Source organism: Vibrio sp. 10N.247.310.24 (assembly GCF_041467175.1).
In the GTDB taxonomy this organism is placed as follows: domain Bacteria; phylum Pseudomonadota; class Gammaproteobacteria; order Enterobacterales; family Vibrionaceae; genus Vibrio; species Vibrio tasmaniensis_A.
This window is the reverse complement of record NZ_JBFSUD010000009.1, coordinates 42,574-62,018: the sequence shown is the minus strand read 5'-3', so window position 1 is coordinate 62,018 and position 19,445 is coordinate 42,574. Positions and strand designations below refer to the sequence as shown.

The window sequence follows — 19,445 nt, the reverse complement described above, 5'->3', positions numbered from 1 at the left end:
CAATTCAGCAAACTAAACTTATTTCATTTTGAAAATTTAAGTTTGAAGTGTAAAAAGAGTCACTGAAATATTTAGTTACATATAGAATACATTATGAAACAACACCAAAATGGTTTTACTTTGATAGAGCTGGTCTCTGTCGTCGTTATTTTAGGCATACTTGCCGTTACCGCAGCTCCTCGCTTTCTAAATTACCAACGCGATAGCCATGAAGCTATAGCTCAAGGTGCTTTTTCTTCTTTTCGAACTGCGGTTAACCTTTACCACTCACAGTGGCTTGTTGATGGAGAGCCTGATTTTAATCAAGATGTCGATTATGGTGAAGGCAGCGTTTATCCTTCATCGACTGGTTTTCCAATCGCTGTTGATCAACTACCGATTAATTCGGGGACTGCAATTAGAGGGAGTGACTGCGCAAGGCTTTGGCGGGCGCTCATGAATACTGACCTCACCGTTAGAGATCACGGTAGCTCAGTATTCCCTTCAGAAGAACCGATCGTTGCTTGGTATACATCAGATCCAAGCTGCTATTACTACTACACTGATGGTTACTCGCTAGGCGAAGATTTACCAAGGCTCAACTACTTCCCTCTAACCGGTGAAATAACTGTTACGTCAGATTCACCTAGCTCATAGTGACAAGCTTTTAACTTGCCCGTACAATCACGCGTCTTAATTTTCGATCCATTCAGTTTCGGTAAAGCAAATGCGAGTAATACTTGGCCCTATGGAGGGCGTTTTAGACCATCTAATGCGTGAAATTCTCACAGAGATCAATGATTACGATCTCTGTGTGACGGAATTTGTGCGCGTAGTTGATCAACTTCTTCCTCCGCATGTTTTTCACCGTATTTGCCCTGAATTGCATCAAGGCTCTCAAACCATGGCTGGTGTTCCAATCCATCTCCAGCTTCTAGGACAACACCCAAATTGGATGGCCGAGAATGCTTTTCAAGCTGCTAGTTTAGGCGCTAAAGGCATTGATCTTAATTTTGGTTGCCCTGCAAAAGCGGTAAACAAAAGTAATGGCGGTGCGTCACTGCTAAAAGAACCAGAACTCATCTATCAAGTGGTGAAGTCTTGTCGAGATGCGGTGCCAGCACACATTCCCGTATCTGCAAAAATTCGATTGGGTTGGGAGCACCCGGAAGAGTGCTTTGAAATTGTCGACGCTATCGAACAAGCAAAGGCAGACGAACTCACTGTGCATGCAAGAACCAAAGTTGGCGGCTATAAAGCCAGCGAAATTAAATGGGATTACATCAATCAAATAAGAGAAAAAACGTCTCTACCTTTGATTGCTAATGGGGAAATCTGGAACTATCAAGATGGTCAAGATTGCATAGAAGCCACTGGCGTCGATTCATTGATGGTCTGCCGTGGCGCTTTCAACATTCCAAATCTTGGCAACGTCGTTAAGCACAACCACCCAAAAATGCCGTGGAATAAAGTCATCGAACTTTTGCTACGCTATTCAGAGTTTCAAATAAAAGGGGACAAAGGCATGTACTACCCCAATAGAGTGAAGCAGTGGTTTGTTTATCTAAGTAAAGGCTACCCTGAAGCGAACGAACTATTTAAAGAAATTCGTACTTTCAAGAAAGCGCCACCTATTGTGGAGCGCCTTCAGCGTTATCAAGAGGAACATCGCCAAACTGTGTGAGTTAGTTCCCCTTCTTCTCTAGCATAGAAGTTCAATAGCGTGGTTAAAATACGATGCGGTCTTTACCTGTCGTCTTAGCCACGTACAACTTTTCATCCGCGTATTTGAATATCTCTTCAAAGCTTAGGTTGTTATGCTCAACTTCAGTAATACAAACACCACCAGAGACAGTAAAACCATTAGGTACAATGTTAGCTGAGTTCGCACAGACAGCATTTTTAACACGCTCTAATGTCCTCATTAACGTTTCACGATCATCACCTTTAAGATAAACGACAAACTCTTCACCACCAAACCTTGCTGCTACATCACTACTTCGAATGCTATTACTTATCTGGCGGGACATGTAGCGAATAACATCATCCCCTTTGTCATGACCAAAGGTATCATTAATCAACTTGAAATTATCAATGTCAAATACAGTCAAAGCGAATAACTGGTCATGCTCCACACTGCGCCAAAAAGCTTCCAATCCTCTGCGATTTAGCAGCCCGGTCATTGGATCTTTAGCTGCTAGTTCTTTGAAGTAACCACGTTCAATATTGGAGTTAACGAAGAAAAAGAGCGTTACAGAGAATAGATATACGATGATAGCGACAATCAGACTGTCTTTCTCGTAGACAAAAAAGTACTCGACCTCTTTGGCAAAATCTAATTCGTAGTACATCGCGTGATGAGAGGTGACTCCTTCCAGTTGTATCGCGTGATAGAAAGTAGCGCTATCAACCGGATTAACCAAGGTGGTATCAATAATATCGATTCTACCGGCTAAGTGCTCATTCGAACTCGCAAGCAATTTACTGGCGTCAATCTCAACAGAAAGCATTCCTTGATGTATCCCCTTATGAAACACCGGAATCGTCATGCTTATCATACGGTCAAGAGAGTCAAATCGATACGCAGGACCCGTTAAAGTCAATTGTTCTGGATTGTTGGCGGTTCTTTGCCAATACGGGCGACTTTTTATGGTCGAAAGTAGTTCTTTCCCTAGCTCTTTAGCAAAGTCTTCTGGCGAAGAGATCACATACCCACGAGTATCAATAAAGTGTACGCCGTTGTGATATTCATCAAGCTGGGACAAAAATGAAAGAATTGGCGCTAGAGCAATTTTTTCTGACGCACTTTTATAGCTATCACTGGTTTCATTACAAAGGGGTTCTTGACCAACCAACATATAGTCGATATCGACAGAGGGGATATCTGCGGTTTTTCCGTCAGCAAGAAGTAATACGTCAATGGGCCAAATTCGGCAAAGACCATCAACCACTTGCTTATTGTGATCAAGGAAAAGAGGGTTTCCTGATTTGTAGTAATTAGAGAAGCTGTAATCTAGAGCGGTAACAATTTTGGTCGTTCGTTTAAACACTTCTTCAATACGCTGAAACTCACTGCTGATGTCTTTTTCAACCGCATCAAAATAATTTTTTCCTATCAGCCCAAGTAACATGGTCGCGATCACAGCGGGAAAGCCGAAGACAAAGGTAAGGCTAAAGTGCCTATTTACTTTCATAGAATGTGCTCTTAGCGCTCAGTTATTTTCATTAGTTCCATTAATATTATGACATTAATCGACAGCCCTCTCGATGTAAAATAATGTAAGTTGGTATTAACGTTGCACCTGAAGGGGAAATAACTACTTAAAAATGAATAAAATAGATCGCAGCTAATGGCTAGAGTCGACTAATGTTGTTCATTGTGATGGTTTAAATTCCTGTTAACAAAATGACTTATTGAGCATTGTTTTTTTGATGTCAATACTAATCAACGGCTGACTATAGCGCGATCAACCACAGACTTAGGTAGCGTCAAACCAAGCTCACGAGCGGCATCTAGGTTAACTACCAACTGAGAGCTTTGAGCCGTTTTAACACTCAACTTCCCTGGTTTTTGTCCGTTCAAAATAGCGGCCACATAATCAGCGGTCTGCACCCCGACGTCATAGTAATCTAGACCTAATCCAGCGATTGCTCCCTTGCCAACATAAGACGTTGCTCCTGCAATCACGGGTGTGCCAGCTTGGTTTGCTGCATTTATAAGTCCTTCAATACCGCTTGCCACCGTGTTATCGGTTAGCGCGTAGATAACATCAGATTTTTTAGCCACGGATGCTGTTTTTTCTTCTACATCATCGATAGTCAACGCTTTAGCAGTATGCAAAGTAAAACCAAAGTCTCGTGTGGCCTTTTTCAATAACCCAACTAATGCAACGGCATTCGCTTCGGCAGGGTTATAAACCACACCGATTGAACCTGCATTAGGGAGCAGCTCTTTAATAAGAGATACATGTTGGGAAATAGGTGATAAGTCAGAAAGGCCTGTGACATTTCGTCCCGGCTGTTCCAATTGTTTAACAAGCCTTGCGCCGATAGGGTCTGTTACCGCAGTAAACACAATCGGGATCGTTCGAGTCGCTGAAACCAACGCTTGAGAGGTCGGTGTCGCGATGCCAACTAATACATGAGGGTTCTCACTAACTAACTCTCTGGCTATTTTTGCTGCCTGAACGGGATTGCCACCAGCCATTTCATAAGAAAACTCTAAATTTTTACCCGGTTCGTAACCTTTTGCTCTCAATCCTTCAAGAAGTCCTAGACGTGTTGCATTCAGATCTGGATGGTCAACAACTTGTGAAACCGAAACTTTGGCAACGTTCGCCATGACATTGCTTGTCCATAGCAACAACAGACAACTTACGACCGCTGCCAATACCTTTTTTACAGAACTCATTATCGCTCCCTGAATCAAGCTCTGCTCATTATTGCTCGCTCAAAGAGAACAACATCACTATTGATATTATTACCTGTAACCATTGATGACTTGAAGTTATATTTAACAAAAACACAACAAGGCTCGAAAAATGCGTGAAATAGTGAAAGGCAGAATTTGAAAAGTAAGAAACTACATGAGTAGTAAGAGAAAAAAGGAATGAGGGGGAGCGAGATGAATAAAAACGAAGTGAAAATATTAAAGTCAAACCTGAGAACAAACCATCAATGAAGAATAGTTGCTCTCAGACAAGAGGAGAGTTGAAACTCATTAGAACCAACGTTCCATTGAGGATTTATCCAGCTGACGAAATGCGCGATTTAAAATGATCGCCAATTCTTTATAACGAGGGCGCGACTTCATTGGCTCTAACGCAAAACCCGTTTCAGTGATCTTCTCATGAAGTTCGCGATACCACGAGACTAGCGCAGGTGGAAGTTGTGTGTTTGAGCGATTACCTAACCACCACATGCCTTGAAGCGGTAAGCTGATTGCAAACAAAGCCATGACCACAGCTTGTGGCATCGCTTGGTAATTATTAAAGACCATTTGTGTAAGAACACTAATAGCAGCAATCGCAGGCATCACTTTCACGCCAAAACGGGTCGCTTTAATAATACGCTGTTCTGGGAAGATCGCGTTTAACTCTTTTCGGACGGGCCAGAGATCCATGTACTTTTGGCCATCTTTTAAACTACTAGCTAAACCAACTCTATTGCTCATATGAGTCTCCCATTAAAAAAAAGTTGAAATCATCAACTAAAAACACAAAAATTTGACGAAAAATAATATTCTTTCAAATTTTTTTGTTATATTTGCACAATATCGCTATTATTTGCAGGCCTCAATCTCATTGTTGCCCTTATTTACAATTTAAGCAACTTTGAGAAGACTTCTGCAAGGAATGCACAAGCCTCTTTTTGATAAAGAGCGCTTTCACTTTATACGGAAATTAACGTTTTTTTGACCAAGGTTAGTACGCAAGCCTATGTGCTTCGACTATTCTTGAGATTAATTTTCATCCTTAACTGATTTCGATCAGAAAAATAAACAGGTAGTCATTAATGTCTAAGCTAGTTTTAGTTTTAAACTGTGGTAGTTCTTCTCTTAAATTTGCTGTAGTTGACGCAGTATCTGGTGACGAGCATCTAACAGGTCTTGCAGAATGTCTGCATCTTCCTGAAGCTCGTATCAAGTGGAAACTTGATGGTAAACACGAAGCTCAACTAGGTAATGGCGCAGCACACGAAGAAGCACTAGCCTTCATGGTAGAAACTATTCTTGCTTCTAAGCCAGAACTTTCTGAAAACCTTGCAGCAATCGGTCACCGTGTTGTGCATGGTGGTGAAAACTTTACTTCATCAGCACTAATCACTGATGAAGTAATTAAAGGAATCGAAGATGCAGCGACTTTCGCTCCTCTTCACAACCCTGCGCACCTTATCGGTATTAAAGCAGCTCAAAAATCATTCCCAGCACTAAAAAACGTTGCTGTATTTGATACTGCTTTCCACACGACAATGCCAGAAGAAGCTTACCTATACGCGCTTCCATACAACCTATACACAGATCACGGTATTCGTCGTTACGGTGCACATGGTACATCTCACCTATTTATTACTCGTGAGTGTGCCACGCTTCTAGACAAACCTATTGAAGAAGTTAACATCATTAACTGTCACCTAGGTAACGGCGCATCTGTTTGTGCAGTCAAGAATGGTCAATCTGTAGATACTTCTATGGGCCTTACTCCTCTTGAAGGTCTTGTAATGGGTACTCGCTGTGGCGACCTTGACCCTGCTGTTATGTTCCACCTACATGACAAACTTGGCATGAGCGTTGATGAAATCAACACAATGTTCACTAAAGAGTCTGGCCTACAAGGTCTAACTCAAGTAACTTCTGACTGTCGTTTCGTTGAAGACAACTACGGCGAGAAAGAAGAAGCTACTCGTGCAATGGACGTATTCTGTCACCGTCTAGCTAAATACGTTGCAAGCTACACTGCAACCCTAGAAGGTCGCCTTGACGCTATCGTATTCACTGGTGGCATCGGTGAAAACTCAGCGCCAATCCGTGAAATGGTTCTTAACCGTCTTGCATTCTTCGGTATCGAAGTAGATAGCGCAGCTAACCTTAAAGCTCGTTTCGGCGGCGAAGGTACTATCACGACTGAAAACAGCCGTGTACCAGCAATGGTTATCTCTACTAATGAAGAGCTAGTGATTGCAGAAGATACAGCTGAACTAGCAGGTCTTTAATCGAATTTTCTGACTAGCTTCACTCGACGCTAGTCAGATTTTTATCTAAGAAAATGGGGCTCAACTTTTATTCCTACCCCTATATGTTTATCGGTGGGAATAGCGGTTGAGCTTTTTTATTTCCAATAGTCAAAGGTGTTCGTCAATGTCACGTACTATTATGCTTATCCCTACAAGCGCTGGTGTTGGTCTTACTAGTGTTAGCATGGGTGTTCTTCGCGCTATGGAGCGTAAGGGCGTAAGTGTTTCTTTCTACAAGCCAATCGCTCAACCTCGTAGCGGTGGTAACCAGCCAGATTTAACCTCTACTATCATCAGCGCGAACAGCGACATTAAGATTGGTGAGCCAATCGCAATGACAAAAGCTGAAGCTTTGATCGGTAGCGAGAAAACGGATGAGCTTCTTGAATCTGTTGTTGAGCAATACAACAAAATCAACAAAGACGCTGAAGTAACGCTAATCGAGGGCCTAGTCCCTACTCGTAAGCACCCGTTTGCAAACCAAGTGAACGCAGAAATCGCAAAAACGCTTGGCGCAGAGATCGTATTCGTTGCGACTCCTGGTACTGACAACCCTACGCAACTTAAAGAGCGTATCGAAGTAGCATGTTCTAACTTCGGCGGTACTAAGAACAAGAATATCAAAGGCGTAATCATCAACAAGCTTAACGCTCCTGTTGATGAAGCTGGTCGTACTCGCCCTGACCTATCTGAAATCTTTGATGATGCAGACAGCGCTCAGCAAGCGAACCTTGAAGTAATGCAAATCTTCAACTCTAGCCCTATCCGTGTTCTTGGCTGTGTGCCATGGAGCATCGACCTAATCGCAACTCGTGCGGTTGATATGGCTAAGCACCTTAACGCTGAAATCGTTAACGAAGGTGAAATCTCAACTCGTCGTATTAAGAGCATCACTTTCTGTGCACGTTCTCTACCGCACATGATTGAGCACTTCAAACCAGGTTCACTGCTAGTAACTTCTGCAGACCGTCCTGACGTTATCGTTGCTGCGGCTCTTGCTGCGAAAAACGGTGTTGAGATTGGCGCAATCCTACTGACTGGCGGTTACGACATTCCAGAAAGTATTGCTAACCTTTGTGCACCTGCATTCGCTTCAGGTCTACCGATCTTTAAGGCGCAAGGTAATACTTGGCAGACGTCTCTTAACCTACAGAGCTTCAACCTAGAAGTACCTGCAGACGATAAAGAGCGTATCGAGTTCGTTAACGATCACGTTGCAAGCCACATTGATGGCCCTTGGATTGATTCTCTATCTGAAGGCACTCAAGGTATTCGCCGTTTAAGCCCACCAGCATTCCGTTACCAGTTAACAGAATTCGCTCGTAAAGCGGCTAAGCGCATCGTTCTTCCTGAAGGTGATGAGCCACGTACTGTTAAAGCTGCATCTATCTGTGCTGAACGCGGTATCGCAACATGTGTACTTCTTGGTAACCCTGAAGAAATCCGTCGCGTTGCTGCACAGCAAGGTGTTGAGCTAGGCGCTGGCGTTGAGATCATCGATTCTGCTTCAGTTCGCGAAAACTACGTAGCTCGTCTAGTAGAACTTCGTGGCGCTAAGGGTATGACTGAAGTTGTTGCTCGTGAGAAGCTAGAAGATTCAGTATTCCTAGGCACTATGATGCTTGAAGCTGGTGAAGTTGACGGCCTAGTTTCTGGTGCTGTTCACACAACGGCGAACACAATCGTTCCTCCGTTCCAGATCATCAAGACTGCTCCTGATGCTTCTATCGTATCTTCAATCTTCTTCATGCTTCTGCCTGATCAAGTGCTTGTATACGGTGACTGTGCGATCAACCCAGATCCAACAGCTGAACAGCTTGCTGAAATCGCTATCCAATCTGCAGATTCTGCTGCGGCATTCGGTATCGACCCACGCGTTGCTATGATCTCTTACTCTACTGGTGAATCTGGTAAAGGTGCAGACGTAGATAAAGTGCGTGAAGCAACCAAACTTGCTCAAGCGAAACGTCCTGATCTAGTGATCGACGGTCCTCTTCAGTACGACGCAGCAATCATGGAAAACGTAGCCGCTTCTAAAGCGCCTAACTCTCCAGTTGCAGGTAAAGCGACAGTATTCGTATTCCCAGACCTAAACACGGGTAACACGACTTACAAAGCGGTACAGCGTTCAGCAGATCTAGTGTCTATCGGTCCAATGCTTCAAGGTATGCGCAAGCCAGTAAATGACTTGTCTCGTGGCGCTCTAGTAGACGATATCGTTTACACAGTAGCTCTAACGGCTATCCAAGCAGACCAAGCAGCTCAAGCTGAAGAAAAAGTAATTAACTAATTTTTCTTTTGTAGAAAGCAAAAAACCCTAGATTCTTATCTAGGGTTTTTTTATATCTAACGCTTAAGGTTACTTGATGCTCTTAAGATTAATCTAACCTCGCCCATGGACTGATTCTAAGTCTAGCGCAGGTCCTTTCGGCACAACTTGGGTTGGGTTTATACCTGTATGGCTGTAATAATAGTGGCGCTTGATGTGATAAAAATCGGTCGTCTCTTTAATGCCTTCGACCTGGTAGAGCTCTTTTAAGTAGCCCTGAATATGGACGTAGTCTGAAATTCGCTGCTTGTTACACTTAAAGTGACCAACATACACCGCATCGAATCGAACCAGAGTGGTAAACAAGCGCCAATCTGCCTCTGTAATCTCGTTACCCGCTAGATAACGATGTTCACTAAGATGTGCATCTACTTTGTCTAACGCCTCAAATAACGCGTCATACGCTTCTTCATAAGCTTCTTGTGTCGTTGCAAAGCCAGTACGATAAACGCCGTTATTGATGCTTGGATAGATATACTCGTTCCACTCATCAACCTTCTTAGCCAATTCCCACGGATAGTAATCATCCGTGTTGCCTGTTAACTCATTAAATTCTGAGTTGAACATGCGGATAATTTCAGAGGACTCGTTACTCACGATGGTATTGGTTTTCTTGTCCCATAATACTGGAACCGTCACTCGACCTGAGTAATCAGGTTTGGCTTGAGTGTAAATTTGATGCATACGAGTATGGCCGAATAGAGGTTCAGGTAGCCCCATTTGCCACCCTTCACTCATCATGTCAGGGCAGACTACCGTCACGTCAATATGATCGGTTAGATCTTTAAGTTCACGGAAGATTAAAGTTCGGTGCGCCCAGGGGCAAGCCAATGATACGTATAAGTGATAACGACCGCTTTCCGGCTGAAATTGTGCACCGGCTTTGTTCTCTATCCAGTGACGAAAGCCTGCATCTTCGCGAACAAACTTGCCACCGCTTTCTTTGGTGTCATACCAAACGTCATGCCAAACACCTTCAACTAACTTACCCATATCCAAACCTCTGTCATCCAAACTTTTCTCTATTATAAAAAAAGCCAACTTTTTCAAAACTAGAAGAAGTTGGCTTAGTTGTTCAAATAATTTGATGAAGGTGAAGGTGCTCGAATACGTAAGCATAAAAAAAGCGCAACCTATAAAAAGTTGCGCTTAAGCCTGTCACAGGCTGAACCGTATCAAACGGGTTCTAGACTTGTACGTGCAAGCAAGATACTGCGTGTACGTCATCGCCTTGAATGGTTGGCTTGGTTTGCGCGCAGGCCTCAGTTGCTTCAGGGCAACGAGTACGGAACACACAACCTGATGGTGGGTTGATTGGCGATGGTAAATCACCTTCCAACATCTGAATCGTTTTGCTGCGCTCTAAGCGAGGGTCTGGAATTGGAACTGCAGACATCAATGCTTTGGTATATGGGTGTTTAGGATCTGAGAACAAGGCATCTGATTCACCTAGCTCAACAGCATTACCTAAGTACATCACCAAGACACGGTCAGAAATGTGTTTCACAACCGACAAATCGTGCGCGATGAATACCAAAGACAAACCCAACTCTTTCTGTAGTTCCATAAGAAGGTTAACTACTTGAGCTTGGATAGAAACATCCAGAGCAGAAACCGGCTCATCACAGATGATCATCTTAGGCTTCAAGATAAGTGCACGCGCGATACCGATACGTTGACACTGACCACCAGAGAATTCATGTGGGTAACGGTTGATCACGTTGGGTAGTAAACCAACCTTTGCCATCATCTCCTTAACTCGATCTTTCACTTCCTGTTTAGAAAGCTCTGGATAGAAAGTTTGTAGAGGTTCAGCAATGATGTCTCCAACTGACATACGTGGGTTAAGCGATGCTAGTGGGTCTTGGAAGATCATCTGAATCTCTTTACGAGTCTCACGACGCTTAACTTCCTGCATCTTAGTCAGGTCTTGACCTAACCACATAACTTCGCCTTCAGTTGCCTCAACTAAGCCAATAATTGCGCGTGCAAATGTTGACTTACCACAGCCAGACTCCCCTACTACCCCCAGAGTCTCACCTTCGTAAAGGTGAACATCCACACCATCAACCGCTTTAAGGTTTGATGGTTTCGCCCAAGGCCAAGCAGACTTAGCCGCAATGCTAAAGTGAACCTTAAGGTTTTTAATATCTAATAGTAATTCTTTACTCATTTTGTCCAAGCCTCCCAATCAGAAAAACAAGCACGCTGACGATCTTTCGCAAATGGCTGCAAAATTGGTGCTTCTTGCTTACAACGGTCCATTACCCGATGACAACGATCTTGGTAAGGACAGCCTGTTGGCAGGCGAAGTAAGTTAGGTGGGTTACCTGGAATCGTCGGCAGAATTTCACCTTCGGTATCCAAACGAGGAATTGCTTTAAGCAGGCCTTCCGCATAAGGGTGGCTAGGCTCATAGAATATTTCATCTACTGTGCCGTATTCCATGGTACGGCCAGCGTACATCACTAGTACTTTGTCACAAGAACCGGCAACTACACCCAAATCATGGGTGATCATGATGATTGCTGTATTGAACTCATCTTTAAGCTCGTTCAGCAATTCCATAATTTGCGCTTGAATGGTTACATCCAACGCCGTTGTTGGTTCATCAGCAATCAGTAGTTTTGGACGACATAGCAAAGCCATTGCAATCATCACACGTTGACGCATACCGCCAGAAAATTCGTGTGGATACATGGTAATACGTTTACGTGCCTCAGGGATTTTCACCGCTTCCAGCATGCGTACTGATTCTTCGAACGCTTCCGCTTTGCCCATGCCTTTATGCAGCATAAGCACTTCCATCAACTGATCACATACTTTCATGTAAGGATTCAGTGACGTCATTGGATCTTGGAAGATCATCGCGATCTGTTCAGCGCGAACTTTGTTCAGTGCTTTCTCAGGTAGATTGAGAATCTCATTACCTTCAAACTTTGCACTGCCTGAGATGATGCCGTTCTTAGCCAGCAGTCCCATCAGTGCAAATACCGTTTGAGATTTACCCGAACCCGACTCACCAACAATACCCAGCGTTTCGCCTTGATTGAGTGAGAAGTTCAGGTCGTTTACTGCGGTTACGATACCATCTTGCGTGGTAAATTCGACGCGCAGATCTTTGACATCTAATAAGCTCATTATTGCTTCCTTAATCTTTTATAGCTTTTAATTGCTATTTCTTTATCTGTCTTTTGGATCAAGCGCGTCGCGCAGACCATCACCTACGTAGTTAAAGCAGAACAGCGTAACTACCATGAATGCCGCTGGGAATGCCAGTTGCCAAATAGCAACTTCCATTGTTTGCGAGCCTTCTTGTAACAGCGCGCCCCAACTTGTCATAGGCTCTTGAACACCAAGACCAAGGAAAGATAAGAATGATTCAGTAAGGATCATGCTTGGAATAAGTAGCGTTGAGTAAACCGCAACAATACCCAATACGTTCGGTACGATATGACGTGTAATGATTTTCCATTTACTGACACCACATACGTGAGCAGCCTCAATGAACTCTTTACTACGTAAACTCAATGTTTGGCCACGTACAATACGCGCCATATCGAGCCAAGCAATCGCACCGATAGCAACGAAGATAAGTACGATATTACGACCAAAGAATGTCACCAGTACGATAACTAGGAACATGAATGGCACTGCGTATAGGATCTCTAGGATACGCATCATCACTCGGTCAGTGCGACCGCCAATGAAGCCTGAAGCCGCACCGTAAAGCGTACCTATCAGTACCGCTACGAATGCGCCCATCACACCAACCATAAGAGAAATACGGCCACCAATCATCGTACGAACGTATAGGTCACGGCCTAAACTGTCGGTACCAAACCAGTGATCAGCATTTGGGCCTACGTGCATTGCGTACCAGTCAGTATCATCGTAAGCATGCTGTGCCAACATAGGTAAGAAGATTACCGATAGCACCATAACAATTAGAATGAACAGACTGATCATTGCGGCTTTGTTGCGCATAAAACGAATACGCGCATCCTGCCACAAGCTACGACCTTCAATTTCCAAACTCTCAGAGAATTTTTCGATCGCTTCTAAGTTTTCTTTTTTCTTCAACATAACCATGCGTCCCTGCTAGTAGCGAATTTTCGGGTCAATAAGCGCTAGTAAAATATCAACGATTGCGTTGAACAAGATGAATAGGAAACCAATCAAAATGGTTACACCCATTACTAACGAATAATCACGGTTAAACGCAGCATTAACAAACAGCTTACCAATACCCGGTAGGCCGAAGATGGTTTCAACAACAACTGAACCTGTAATGATACCTACAAACGCAGGCCCCATGTATGAAACAACAGGTAGCATTGCTGGCTTAAGCGCATGTTTAAGAACGATATAACGGTAACTTAGACCTTTAGCTCGAGCGGTACGGATAAAGTTACTGTTTAGGGTTTCAATCATGCTACCGCGAGTGATACGAGCAAAGGTTGCTACGTATAAAAGAGACATCGCGATAACGGGTAGGACGATGTACATGTACGTACCACCGTGCCAACCACCTGCTGGAAATATATGCCAGTGTAGAGAGAATAGGTAGATAAGCGCTGGTGCCAACACGAAGGATGGCATCACCACCCCGAGCATGGCGGTCGACATTATGGTGTAGTCGATCCAGGTGTTGTGCTTCAAGGCGGCAATGGTTCCGACCGTTACCCCCATCAATAATGTGAAGATAAAGGCAACAAAACCTACCTTCGCAGATACTGGAAGTGCAACAGCAATCAGCTCATTTACTGTGTAATCTTGGTATTTAAAAGATGGACCAAAGTCACCCTGAAGGATGTTGGTCAAGTACGTGGTGTACTGTTCAAATACAGGTTTATCTAAGCCATATTTAGCTTCGATGTTAGCCATAACTTCTGGCGGTAATGGACGCTCGCTTGAAAACGGGTTACCCGGTGCGAAACGCATGAGAAAGAAAGATATAGTGATCAACACCAACATGGTTGGAATCGCTTCAAATATCCTTTTCATAATGAATTTAAGCATAAACTCACTCTTTCAGTCTGTGACAATTAAAATTAGAAAGACGCTACATGCGCGCCCTGCGCATGTAGTGTCTGTATCGTTATAGTTATATTAACTTTTTAGAATCTAAGCTCTTATTATTGAGCTTTGATGTATAAGTCTTTCGAGAAGATCTTATCTTCCGCGTTGTTAGTAGGGAAGCCACCAACGTGCGGATTTAGTAGACGTGATTTCACGTATTGGTAGATAGGTGCGATAGGCATGTCTTTAGCCATTAACGCCTCAGCTTCTAGGTAAAGTGCTTCACGCTCTTCTGCTGATGTAGAGTTAAGTGCTTTATCAATGATTTGGTCGTACTCAGCGCTATCGTAGTGAACACCACCGGTAGTGTTGTTACTCTTCATTAGCGTTAGGAATGACGACGCTTCGTTGTAGTCACCACACCAACCAGCACGTGCTACTTCGAAATCACCTGAATCTTTAGAAGATAGGTAAGTTTTCCACTCTTGGTTTTCAAGCGTTACTTTAAGGCCTAGAGTTTTCTTCCACATAGAACCCAGCGCTACAGCAATCTTCTTATGGTTCTCAGAAGTGTTGTAAAGTAGGTTGAAGTTAAGTGGATTGTCTTTACCGTAACCCGCTTCTTCAAGAAGGCGCGCCGCTTCAGCATTACGTTCTTTTTGAGACATCTTGCCGTAAGCAGGAAGTTCAGGGTTAAAGCCAGCTGTGATTTCAGGCGTCAGGAAATATGCTGGTTTTTGACCTTGCGCTAAGATAGCGCCAGTCACGATATTACGGTCAATTGCGTAAGAGATAGCCTTACGTACACGAACATCATCAAATGGTGCTTTCTTAGTGTTAAAGATGTAGTAGTAAGTACATAGGTTACCCGCTACAGATACATCTTCCGCGTGTTCTTTCTTAAGACGCTTGAAATGCTCTACTGGAAGTTCGTTTGTGAAGTCGATTTCACCAGATAGGAAACGGTTCATTTCCGCTACTTGGTTTTCGATTGGCAGGAACGTTACTTTGTTTAGAACAGTCTTATCATTGTTCCAGTATTGGTCGTTACGCTTAAGTACTAGGCGTTCGTTAACAACCCATTTATCAACAGCAAATGCACCATTACCAACAAAGTGATCTGGCTTAGTCCATTGGTCACCGTACTTTTCAACAGTTGCTTTATGTACTGGCTTAACTGTTGTGTGGCCCATCATCATTACGAAGTATGGCACCGCTGTTTCTAATTCAATAACAAGTGTGTTCGCATCTACAGCTTTAACGCCTAGCTCACTCTTGTCTTTCTTACCCGCTACGATGTCTTTCGCGTTCACCATCTTGGTATATTCCATGTACCAAGCATATGGAGAAGCAGTGGCAGGATCGACTGCACGTTGCCAGCTGTAAACGAAATCTTCAGCTGTTACAGGATCGCCGTTAGACCATTTTGCATCTTTACGTAGGTGGAAAGTGAATGTTTTGTTGTCCGTCGTTTCCCAGCTTTCGGCTACACCTGGGATTGTATTACCTTCGCCATCTTGGTTCACTAGACCTTCTAGAAGATCACGAATTACGTGAGATTCTGGTACACCTTGAGATTTGTGTGGGTCGATAGTCGCAACTTCAGTACCGTTACCGCGAACAAGTTCCTGAACTTTTGCTAGTTCTGTGCCTGCTGGAACTTCAGCAGCGATAGAAAGAGTAGAAGTGGCAGCCACTGCCAAACCAGCACCTAGAAGAAGGGCCTGAGTGATTTTATTCTTGTACATTTAATAAACTCCAAGTTTTACGTATTGCATCCATGACTTCTTTGCTAAGTTCACTGAACGGCAGTGATTTAGATTTATTTAGCTCAAAATTTAAGCATAAAAATCTAAAACCTTACAAAGATTGAGGCACACACTATCAACCATTGAAGTAATTTGCCATAAACAAGTCGCAAAAAATCGGATAATTCTCCGAATTACTCAAGGTCACAGTGTAAATCTCTAATAAAAACCTAATGAATAGTTAATTACACATAGGAATTAATTAAAAAACAGCCTTTAGTGTTGATGTATCTGAATTGATACTTTTATTTAGCATCTTATGCTAGAACACTGTCGGCAAATTAACATTAATGCCACATGAAATCTAATTGCACATCACATATCCCCTAAATAGACTGCACTATTTGTGAGGATTATCACTTTATACAAAACAGCATAAAGCACTGCACCAAAACAGATTTGGAAATGCACCAAGACAGACTAAATCACGCGTTGAATTCATATGCAACTTGACTGCTTAACCATTTATTAAAGAACCTTTTATTTATAAATCACTTTGTAGCACGCACAAAAAAACCGACGTCAAACGTCGGCTTTCTTACTATCTACGTCCCAATCTGAAATACGCTTTCACGTTAAGATCGAAACACGCTATGGAGTGGATTACTTCTTCCAACGCTCCGCTGCTTTCGCGTCGGAGTCTCGAGAGTCAACCCAACGAGTCGCCTCAGTAGTACGTTCTTTTTTCCAAAACGGCGCTTTGGTTTTCAGAAAGTCCATAACAAACTCACACGCTTCGAAGGCAGCGCCACGATGTGCACTGGATACACCAACGTAAACAATCTGGTCACCGATATCTAGGTCACCAACGCGGTGAATCACTCGCATCTTCTGGATAGGCCAGCGCGCTTCAGCTTGGTCACAGATCTCACTCAGAGACTTCTCTGTCATACCCGGATAATGTTCTAGAGACAAACCAATCACGTTGTCGCCAAGGTTCATGTCGCGAACTTTACCTACAAACGTCACAACCGCTCCCGCAGCCGTACCTTGAGCTAGATAATCGTATTCGTCACCCACAGAAAAGTCTTCAGCAGTCACTAATACTCTTGGATCAATAACTCGAGAGTCATTCATGGTTAACCTCCAGTAACTGGTGGGAAGAAAGCCACTTCGTCGCCGTCTTTCACTTCAGTCGTCAAAGGTACAATTGATTGGTTGAGTGCTGCCAGCAGCTTGCCCTCTTCCAATGCGATATCCCATTTGCCTTCTTGTGTTACAAGGTGGCTACGAATCGCTTCAATAGTATTGTATTGCGCATCGACCTCTAGGCTATCAACACCGACAAGTTCACGAGTTTGTGCAAAGAAAAGTACCGTAATCATGATTCCACCTTGAAGTGACCTGATTTACCACCTGTCTTCTCTAGCAGACGTACGTTCTCGATAACAATGTCTTTCTGAACAGCTTTACACATATCGTAAATCGTCAGTGCAGCAACAGAAGCAGCCGTTAGCGCTTCCATTTCTACGCCTGTCTTACCAGCAAGCTTACATACCGATTCGATACGAACCTTGTTTTCAGACTCAATGGCTTCAAGTTGTACTTCTACTTTAGTCAGTAGCAAAGGGTGACACAGTGGAATCAAGTCCCACGTCTTCTTCGCTGCTTGGATACCAGCAATACGTGCCGTTGCGAAAACATCACCTTTATGGTGGCTGCCAGAAACAATCAGCTCTAGCGTTTCTGCTGACATTTGAACGAAAGCCTCTGCTCTCGCCTCACGTACTGTCTCTGCTTTAGCCGATACATCGACCATGTTCGCTTCGCCAGACGCGTTAATGTGTGTAAATTGGCTCATGCTCAATCCACCTATACAGAAAGATGTGGCATGAAATTGCAAGGACGGTGACTCGCATCCATCTGTTGCTTGATGATCTTAGTCCAACCTGTACGGCACGCACCTGTAGAACCTGGCATCGCAAAGATAACCGTGTGGTTAGCAAAACCCGCAATCGCACGAGATTGAATCGTTGATGTACCAATCTCTTCGTAAGACACTTGGCGGAAAAGCTCACCAAAGCCTTCTACTTCTTTGTCGAACAGTGGCTTAAGTGCTTCAGGCGTGCTGTCACGAGAGGTGAAGCCCGTACCACCAGTGATTATAATCGCTTGAACGCTTTCGTCAGCAATCCACTGAGATACGATCGCACGGATCTTGTACATGTCATCGATAACGATTTGCTTATCAACCACGTTGTGGCCTGCTTCTTTAGCATGCTCAGCTAGGTAACCACCTGACGTGTCATTTTCTTCTGTACGAGTATCTGAAACGGTTAGTACTGCGATGTTTGCTGCTTGAAATTTGCTTTCTGCGTGACCCATTTGTTCACCTATATAAATTTTTCGATGATTAGACTTATTCGCCCGGCTTAAAGAAGCTGAGCGATAAAATGCTTTAGAGTATATAGCGGGTTAACCGCCGATTGACGCCAAGTTTGGAGTCATGCCACTGTTGCCATCGTGTAAGAAGTGGCTAACGGACTTGGTTTGAAGCTGAGCCTGAATTCGATCAATGAGCTCTTGCTCTTGTTGATCCTCTTGAATCAGATCTCTCAGTTCAACACCATGGTCGCCAAACAGACATAAGTGAAGTTTACCGGTCGCAGAAACACGCAGTCGGTTACAACTCTCACAAAAGTCTTTCTCGTAAGGCATGATCAAACCGATTTCACCCTTGTAGTCTGGGTGGACAAACACTTGCGCGGGGCCATCATTAACGGCTTTGACTTTTAACAGCCAACCATTAGCAATAAGCTGGTTGCGGATCGCAACGCCAGACACATGGTGTTTATCGAACAACTCGTCCATCTCGCCGGTTTTCATCAGCTCGATAAAACGTAATTGAATAGGTTTGTCTTTGATCCAATTAAGGAAGGCTGGTAATTCCTGACTATTGAGGTCTTTCATCAATACGACGTTGACTTTGACTTGTTCAAAGCCAACCTCAAACGCTTTATCAATGCCTCGCATAACCTCTGTAAACTTATTCTCACCAGTGATCTGATGGAACATGCGCGAATCTAAGCTATCCACGCTCACGTTTATATGGGTTAAACCAGCATCACGCCATTGCCCTACTTGTTTCTCCATGCGGTAGCCATTCGTTGTCGTGGCTACTTTTTCGATGCCTGGAGTAGAAGCAACAGTATGTATGATTTCAGGAAAGTCTTTACGCAGGCTCGGCTCTCCGCCAGTAATGCGGATCTTAGAGGTGCCACAATCTGCAAACGCTTTCACAATACGTTTGATCTCGGGAACACTTAAAAAAGACGAGTTTTTTTGCCCTGACGGTTTATAACCATCTGGCAAGCAGTAAGTACATTTAAAGTTACAGACGTCTGTAACCGACAAGCGCAAGTAATAAAACTTGCGATGGAATCTATCTTCGAATTGTTGCGCCACGGAACACCTTTCCAAACACGGGAGGCATAATCATTTCCAATTAAGCCCTTGTGACAACATGTCACTGGCTCTTGATGCGTATCGGTACAGCAAATACCACTGTGCGACTTAGCATGCGAGAGCTCGGAGTTATGGCAACTGCACGTTATATTCACACGCACAGTAGCTGA

General features: G+C 43.7%; 18 protein-coding genes and 1 riboswitch. Of the genes, 4 read left to right on the top strand and 14 right to left on the bottom strand.

Translation table 11 applies throughout. The features are described from left to right. Positions 1-93: 93 nt before the first annotated feature. Entirely contained in the window at positions 94-636 is a 543-nt protein-coding gene (locus AB6E08_RS04615) for a prepilin-type N-terminal cleavage/methylation domain-containing protein (protein ID WP_009848626.1), read from the top strand. Positions 637-706: 70 nt separating this feature from the next. Then, positions 707-1,663 (top strand): tRNA dihydrouridine(16) synthase DusC, encoded by a 957-nt coding sequence (gene dusC, locus AB6E08_RS04610; RefSeq protein WP_017099046.1) that lies wholly within the window; start codon positions 707-709, stop codon positions 1,661-1,663. 43 nt (positions 1,664-1,706) lie between these two features. On the opposite strand, the gene AB6E08_RS04605 is transcribed toward dusC, so the two are convergent. The 3 genes from AB6E08_RS04605 to yfbV form a co-directional block, all read right to left on the bottom strand. Further along, positions 1,707-3,173, bottom strand: coding sequence for a GGDEF domain-containing protein (locus AB6E08_RS04605; protein ID WP_372063820.1), 1,467 nt, complete (start codon positions 3,171-3,173; stop codon positions 1,707-1,709). Between the two features lie 251 nt (positions 3,174-3,424). Further along, complete coding sequence (locus AB6E08_RS04600; protein WP_372043838.1) at positions 3,425-4,390, bottom strand: ABC transporter substrate-binding protein; 966 nt, start codon at positions 4,388-4,390, stop codon at positions 3,425-3,427. A gap of 309 nt (positions 4,391-4,699) precedes the next feature. Then, positions 4,700-5,152, bottom strand: coding sequence for a terminus macrodomain insulation protein YfbV (gene yfbV / locus AB6E08_RS04595; protein WP_017099049.1), 453 nt, complete (start codon positions 5,150-5,152; stop codon positions 4,700-4,702). Between the two features lie 341 nt (positions 5,153-5,493). On the opposite strand from yfbV, the gene AB6E08_RS04590 reads away from it, so the two are divergent. After that, positions 5,494-6,690: an acetate kinase gene (locus tag AB6E08_RS04590; protein ID WP_017099050.1), complete on the top strand. Its 1,197-nt coding sequence runs from the start codon at positions 5,494-5,496 to the stop codon at positions 6,688-6,690. A gap of 145 nt (positions 6,691-6,835) precedes the next feature. Further along, a complete protein-coding gene (gene pta, locus AB6E08_RS04585; protein ID WP_029225515.1) occupies positions 6,836-9,001 on the top strand; it encodes a phosphate acetyltransferase in 2,166 nt (721 codons plus the stop codon). A gap of 93 nt (positions 9,002-9,094) precedes the next feature. On the opposite strand, the gene AB6E08_RS04580 is transcribed toward pta, so the two are convergent. The 11 genes from AB6E08_RS04580 to moaA all read right to left on the bottom strand — a co-directional run bounded on the left by AB6E08_RS04580 (position 9,095) and on the right by moaA (position 19,275). Continuing rightward, positions 9,095-10,033: a glutathione S-transferase family protein gene (locus AB6E08_RS04580; protein ID WP_029225516.1), complete on the bottom strand. Its 939-nt coding sequence runs from the start codon at positions 10,031-10,033 to the stop codon at positions 9,095-9,097. 193 nt (positions 10,034-10,226) lie between these two features. Then, positions 10,227-11,213 carry a murein tripeptide/oligopeptide ABC transporter ATP binding protein OppF gene (oppF, locus tag AB6E08_RS04575; RefSeq protein ID WP_004734019.1) on the bottom strand — a complete coding sequence of 329 codons (987 nt, stop codon included), beginning with the start codon at positions 11,211-11,213 and terminating at the stop codon, positions 10,227-10,229. Next, positions 11,210-12,181, bottom strand: coding sequence for an ABC transporter ATP-binding protein (locus AB6E08_RS04570; protein ID WP_372063817.1), 972 nt, complete (start codon positions 12,179-12,181; stop codon positions 11,210-11,212). The genes oppF and AB6E08_RS04570 overlap by 4 nt, the downstream gene beginning before the upstream one ends. Positions 12,182-12,223: 42 nt before the next feature. After that, entirely contained in the window at positions 12,224-13,126 is a 903-nt protein-coding gene (gene oppC, locus AB6E08_RS04565) for an oligopeptide ABC transporter permease OppC (protein ID WP_004734021.1), read from the bottom strand. Between the two features lie 15 nt (positions 13,127-13,141). Then, positions 13,142-14,062, bottom strand: coding sequence for an oligopeptide ABC transporter permease OppB (oppB, locus tag AB6E08_RS04560; RefSeq protein WP_004734022.1), 921 nt, complete (start codon positions 14,060-14,062; stop codon positions 13,142-13,144). A 116-nt stretch (positions 14,063-14,178) separates the two neighbouring features. Continuing rightward, complete coding sequence (locus AB6E08_RS04555) at positions 14,179-15,810, bottom strand: ABC transporter substrate-binding protein (protein ID WP_372063815.1); 1,632 nt, start codon at positions 15,808-15,810, stop codon at positions 14,179-14,181. A 663-nt stretch (positions 15,811-16,473) separates the two neighbouring features. After that, positions 16,474-16,947 (bottom strand): molybdopterin synthase catalytic subunit MoaE, encoded by a 474-nt coding sequence (gene moaE, locus AB6E08_RS04550; RefSeq protein ID WP_102248946.1) that lies wholly within the window; start codon positions 16,945-16,947, stop codon positions 16,474-16,476. Between the two features lie 2 nt (positions 16,948-16,949). After that, on the bottom strand, positions 16,950-17,195 hold the full coding sequence (gene moaD, locus AB6E08_RS04545; RefSeq protein ID WP_017085813.1) for a molybdopterin synthase sulfur carrier subunit: 246 nt from the start codon (positions 17,193-17,195) through the stop codon (positions 16,950-16,952). Beyond that, positions 17,192-17,671 (bottom strand): cyclic pyranopterin monophosphate synthase MoaC, encoded by a 480-nt coding sequence (gene moaC, locus AB6E08_RS04540; RefSeq protein WP_004734026.1) that lies wholly within the window; start codon positions 17,669-17,671, stop codon positions 17,192-17,194. Before moaC ends, moaD begins: the two co-directional genes overlap by 4 nt. An 11-nt stretch (positions 17,672-17,682) precedes the next feature. Beyond that, positions 17,683-18,195, bottom strand: coding sequence for a molybdenum cofactor biosynthesis protein B (gene moaB, locus AB6E08_RS04535; protein ID WP_017099055.1), 513 nt, complete (start codon positions 18,193-18,195; stop codon positions 17,683-17,685). 90 nt (positions 18,196-18,285) lie between these two features. Beyond that, the gene (moaA, locus tag AB6E08_RS04530; protein ID WP_026012219.1) at positions 18,286-19,275 is read right to left on the bottom strand and encodes a GTP 3',8-cyclase MoaA; all 990 of its coding nucleotides are present in this window, start codon (positions 19,273-19,275) and stop codon (positions 18,286-18,288) included. After that, positions 19,264-19,416: riboswitch (molybdenum cofactor riboswitch) on the bottom strand. (Overlaps the previous gene by 12 nt.) Positions 19,417-19,445 lie beyond the last annotated feature (29 nt).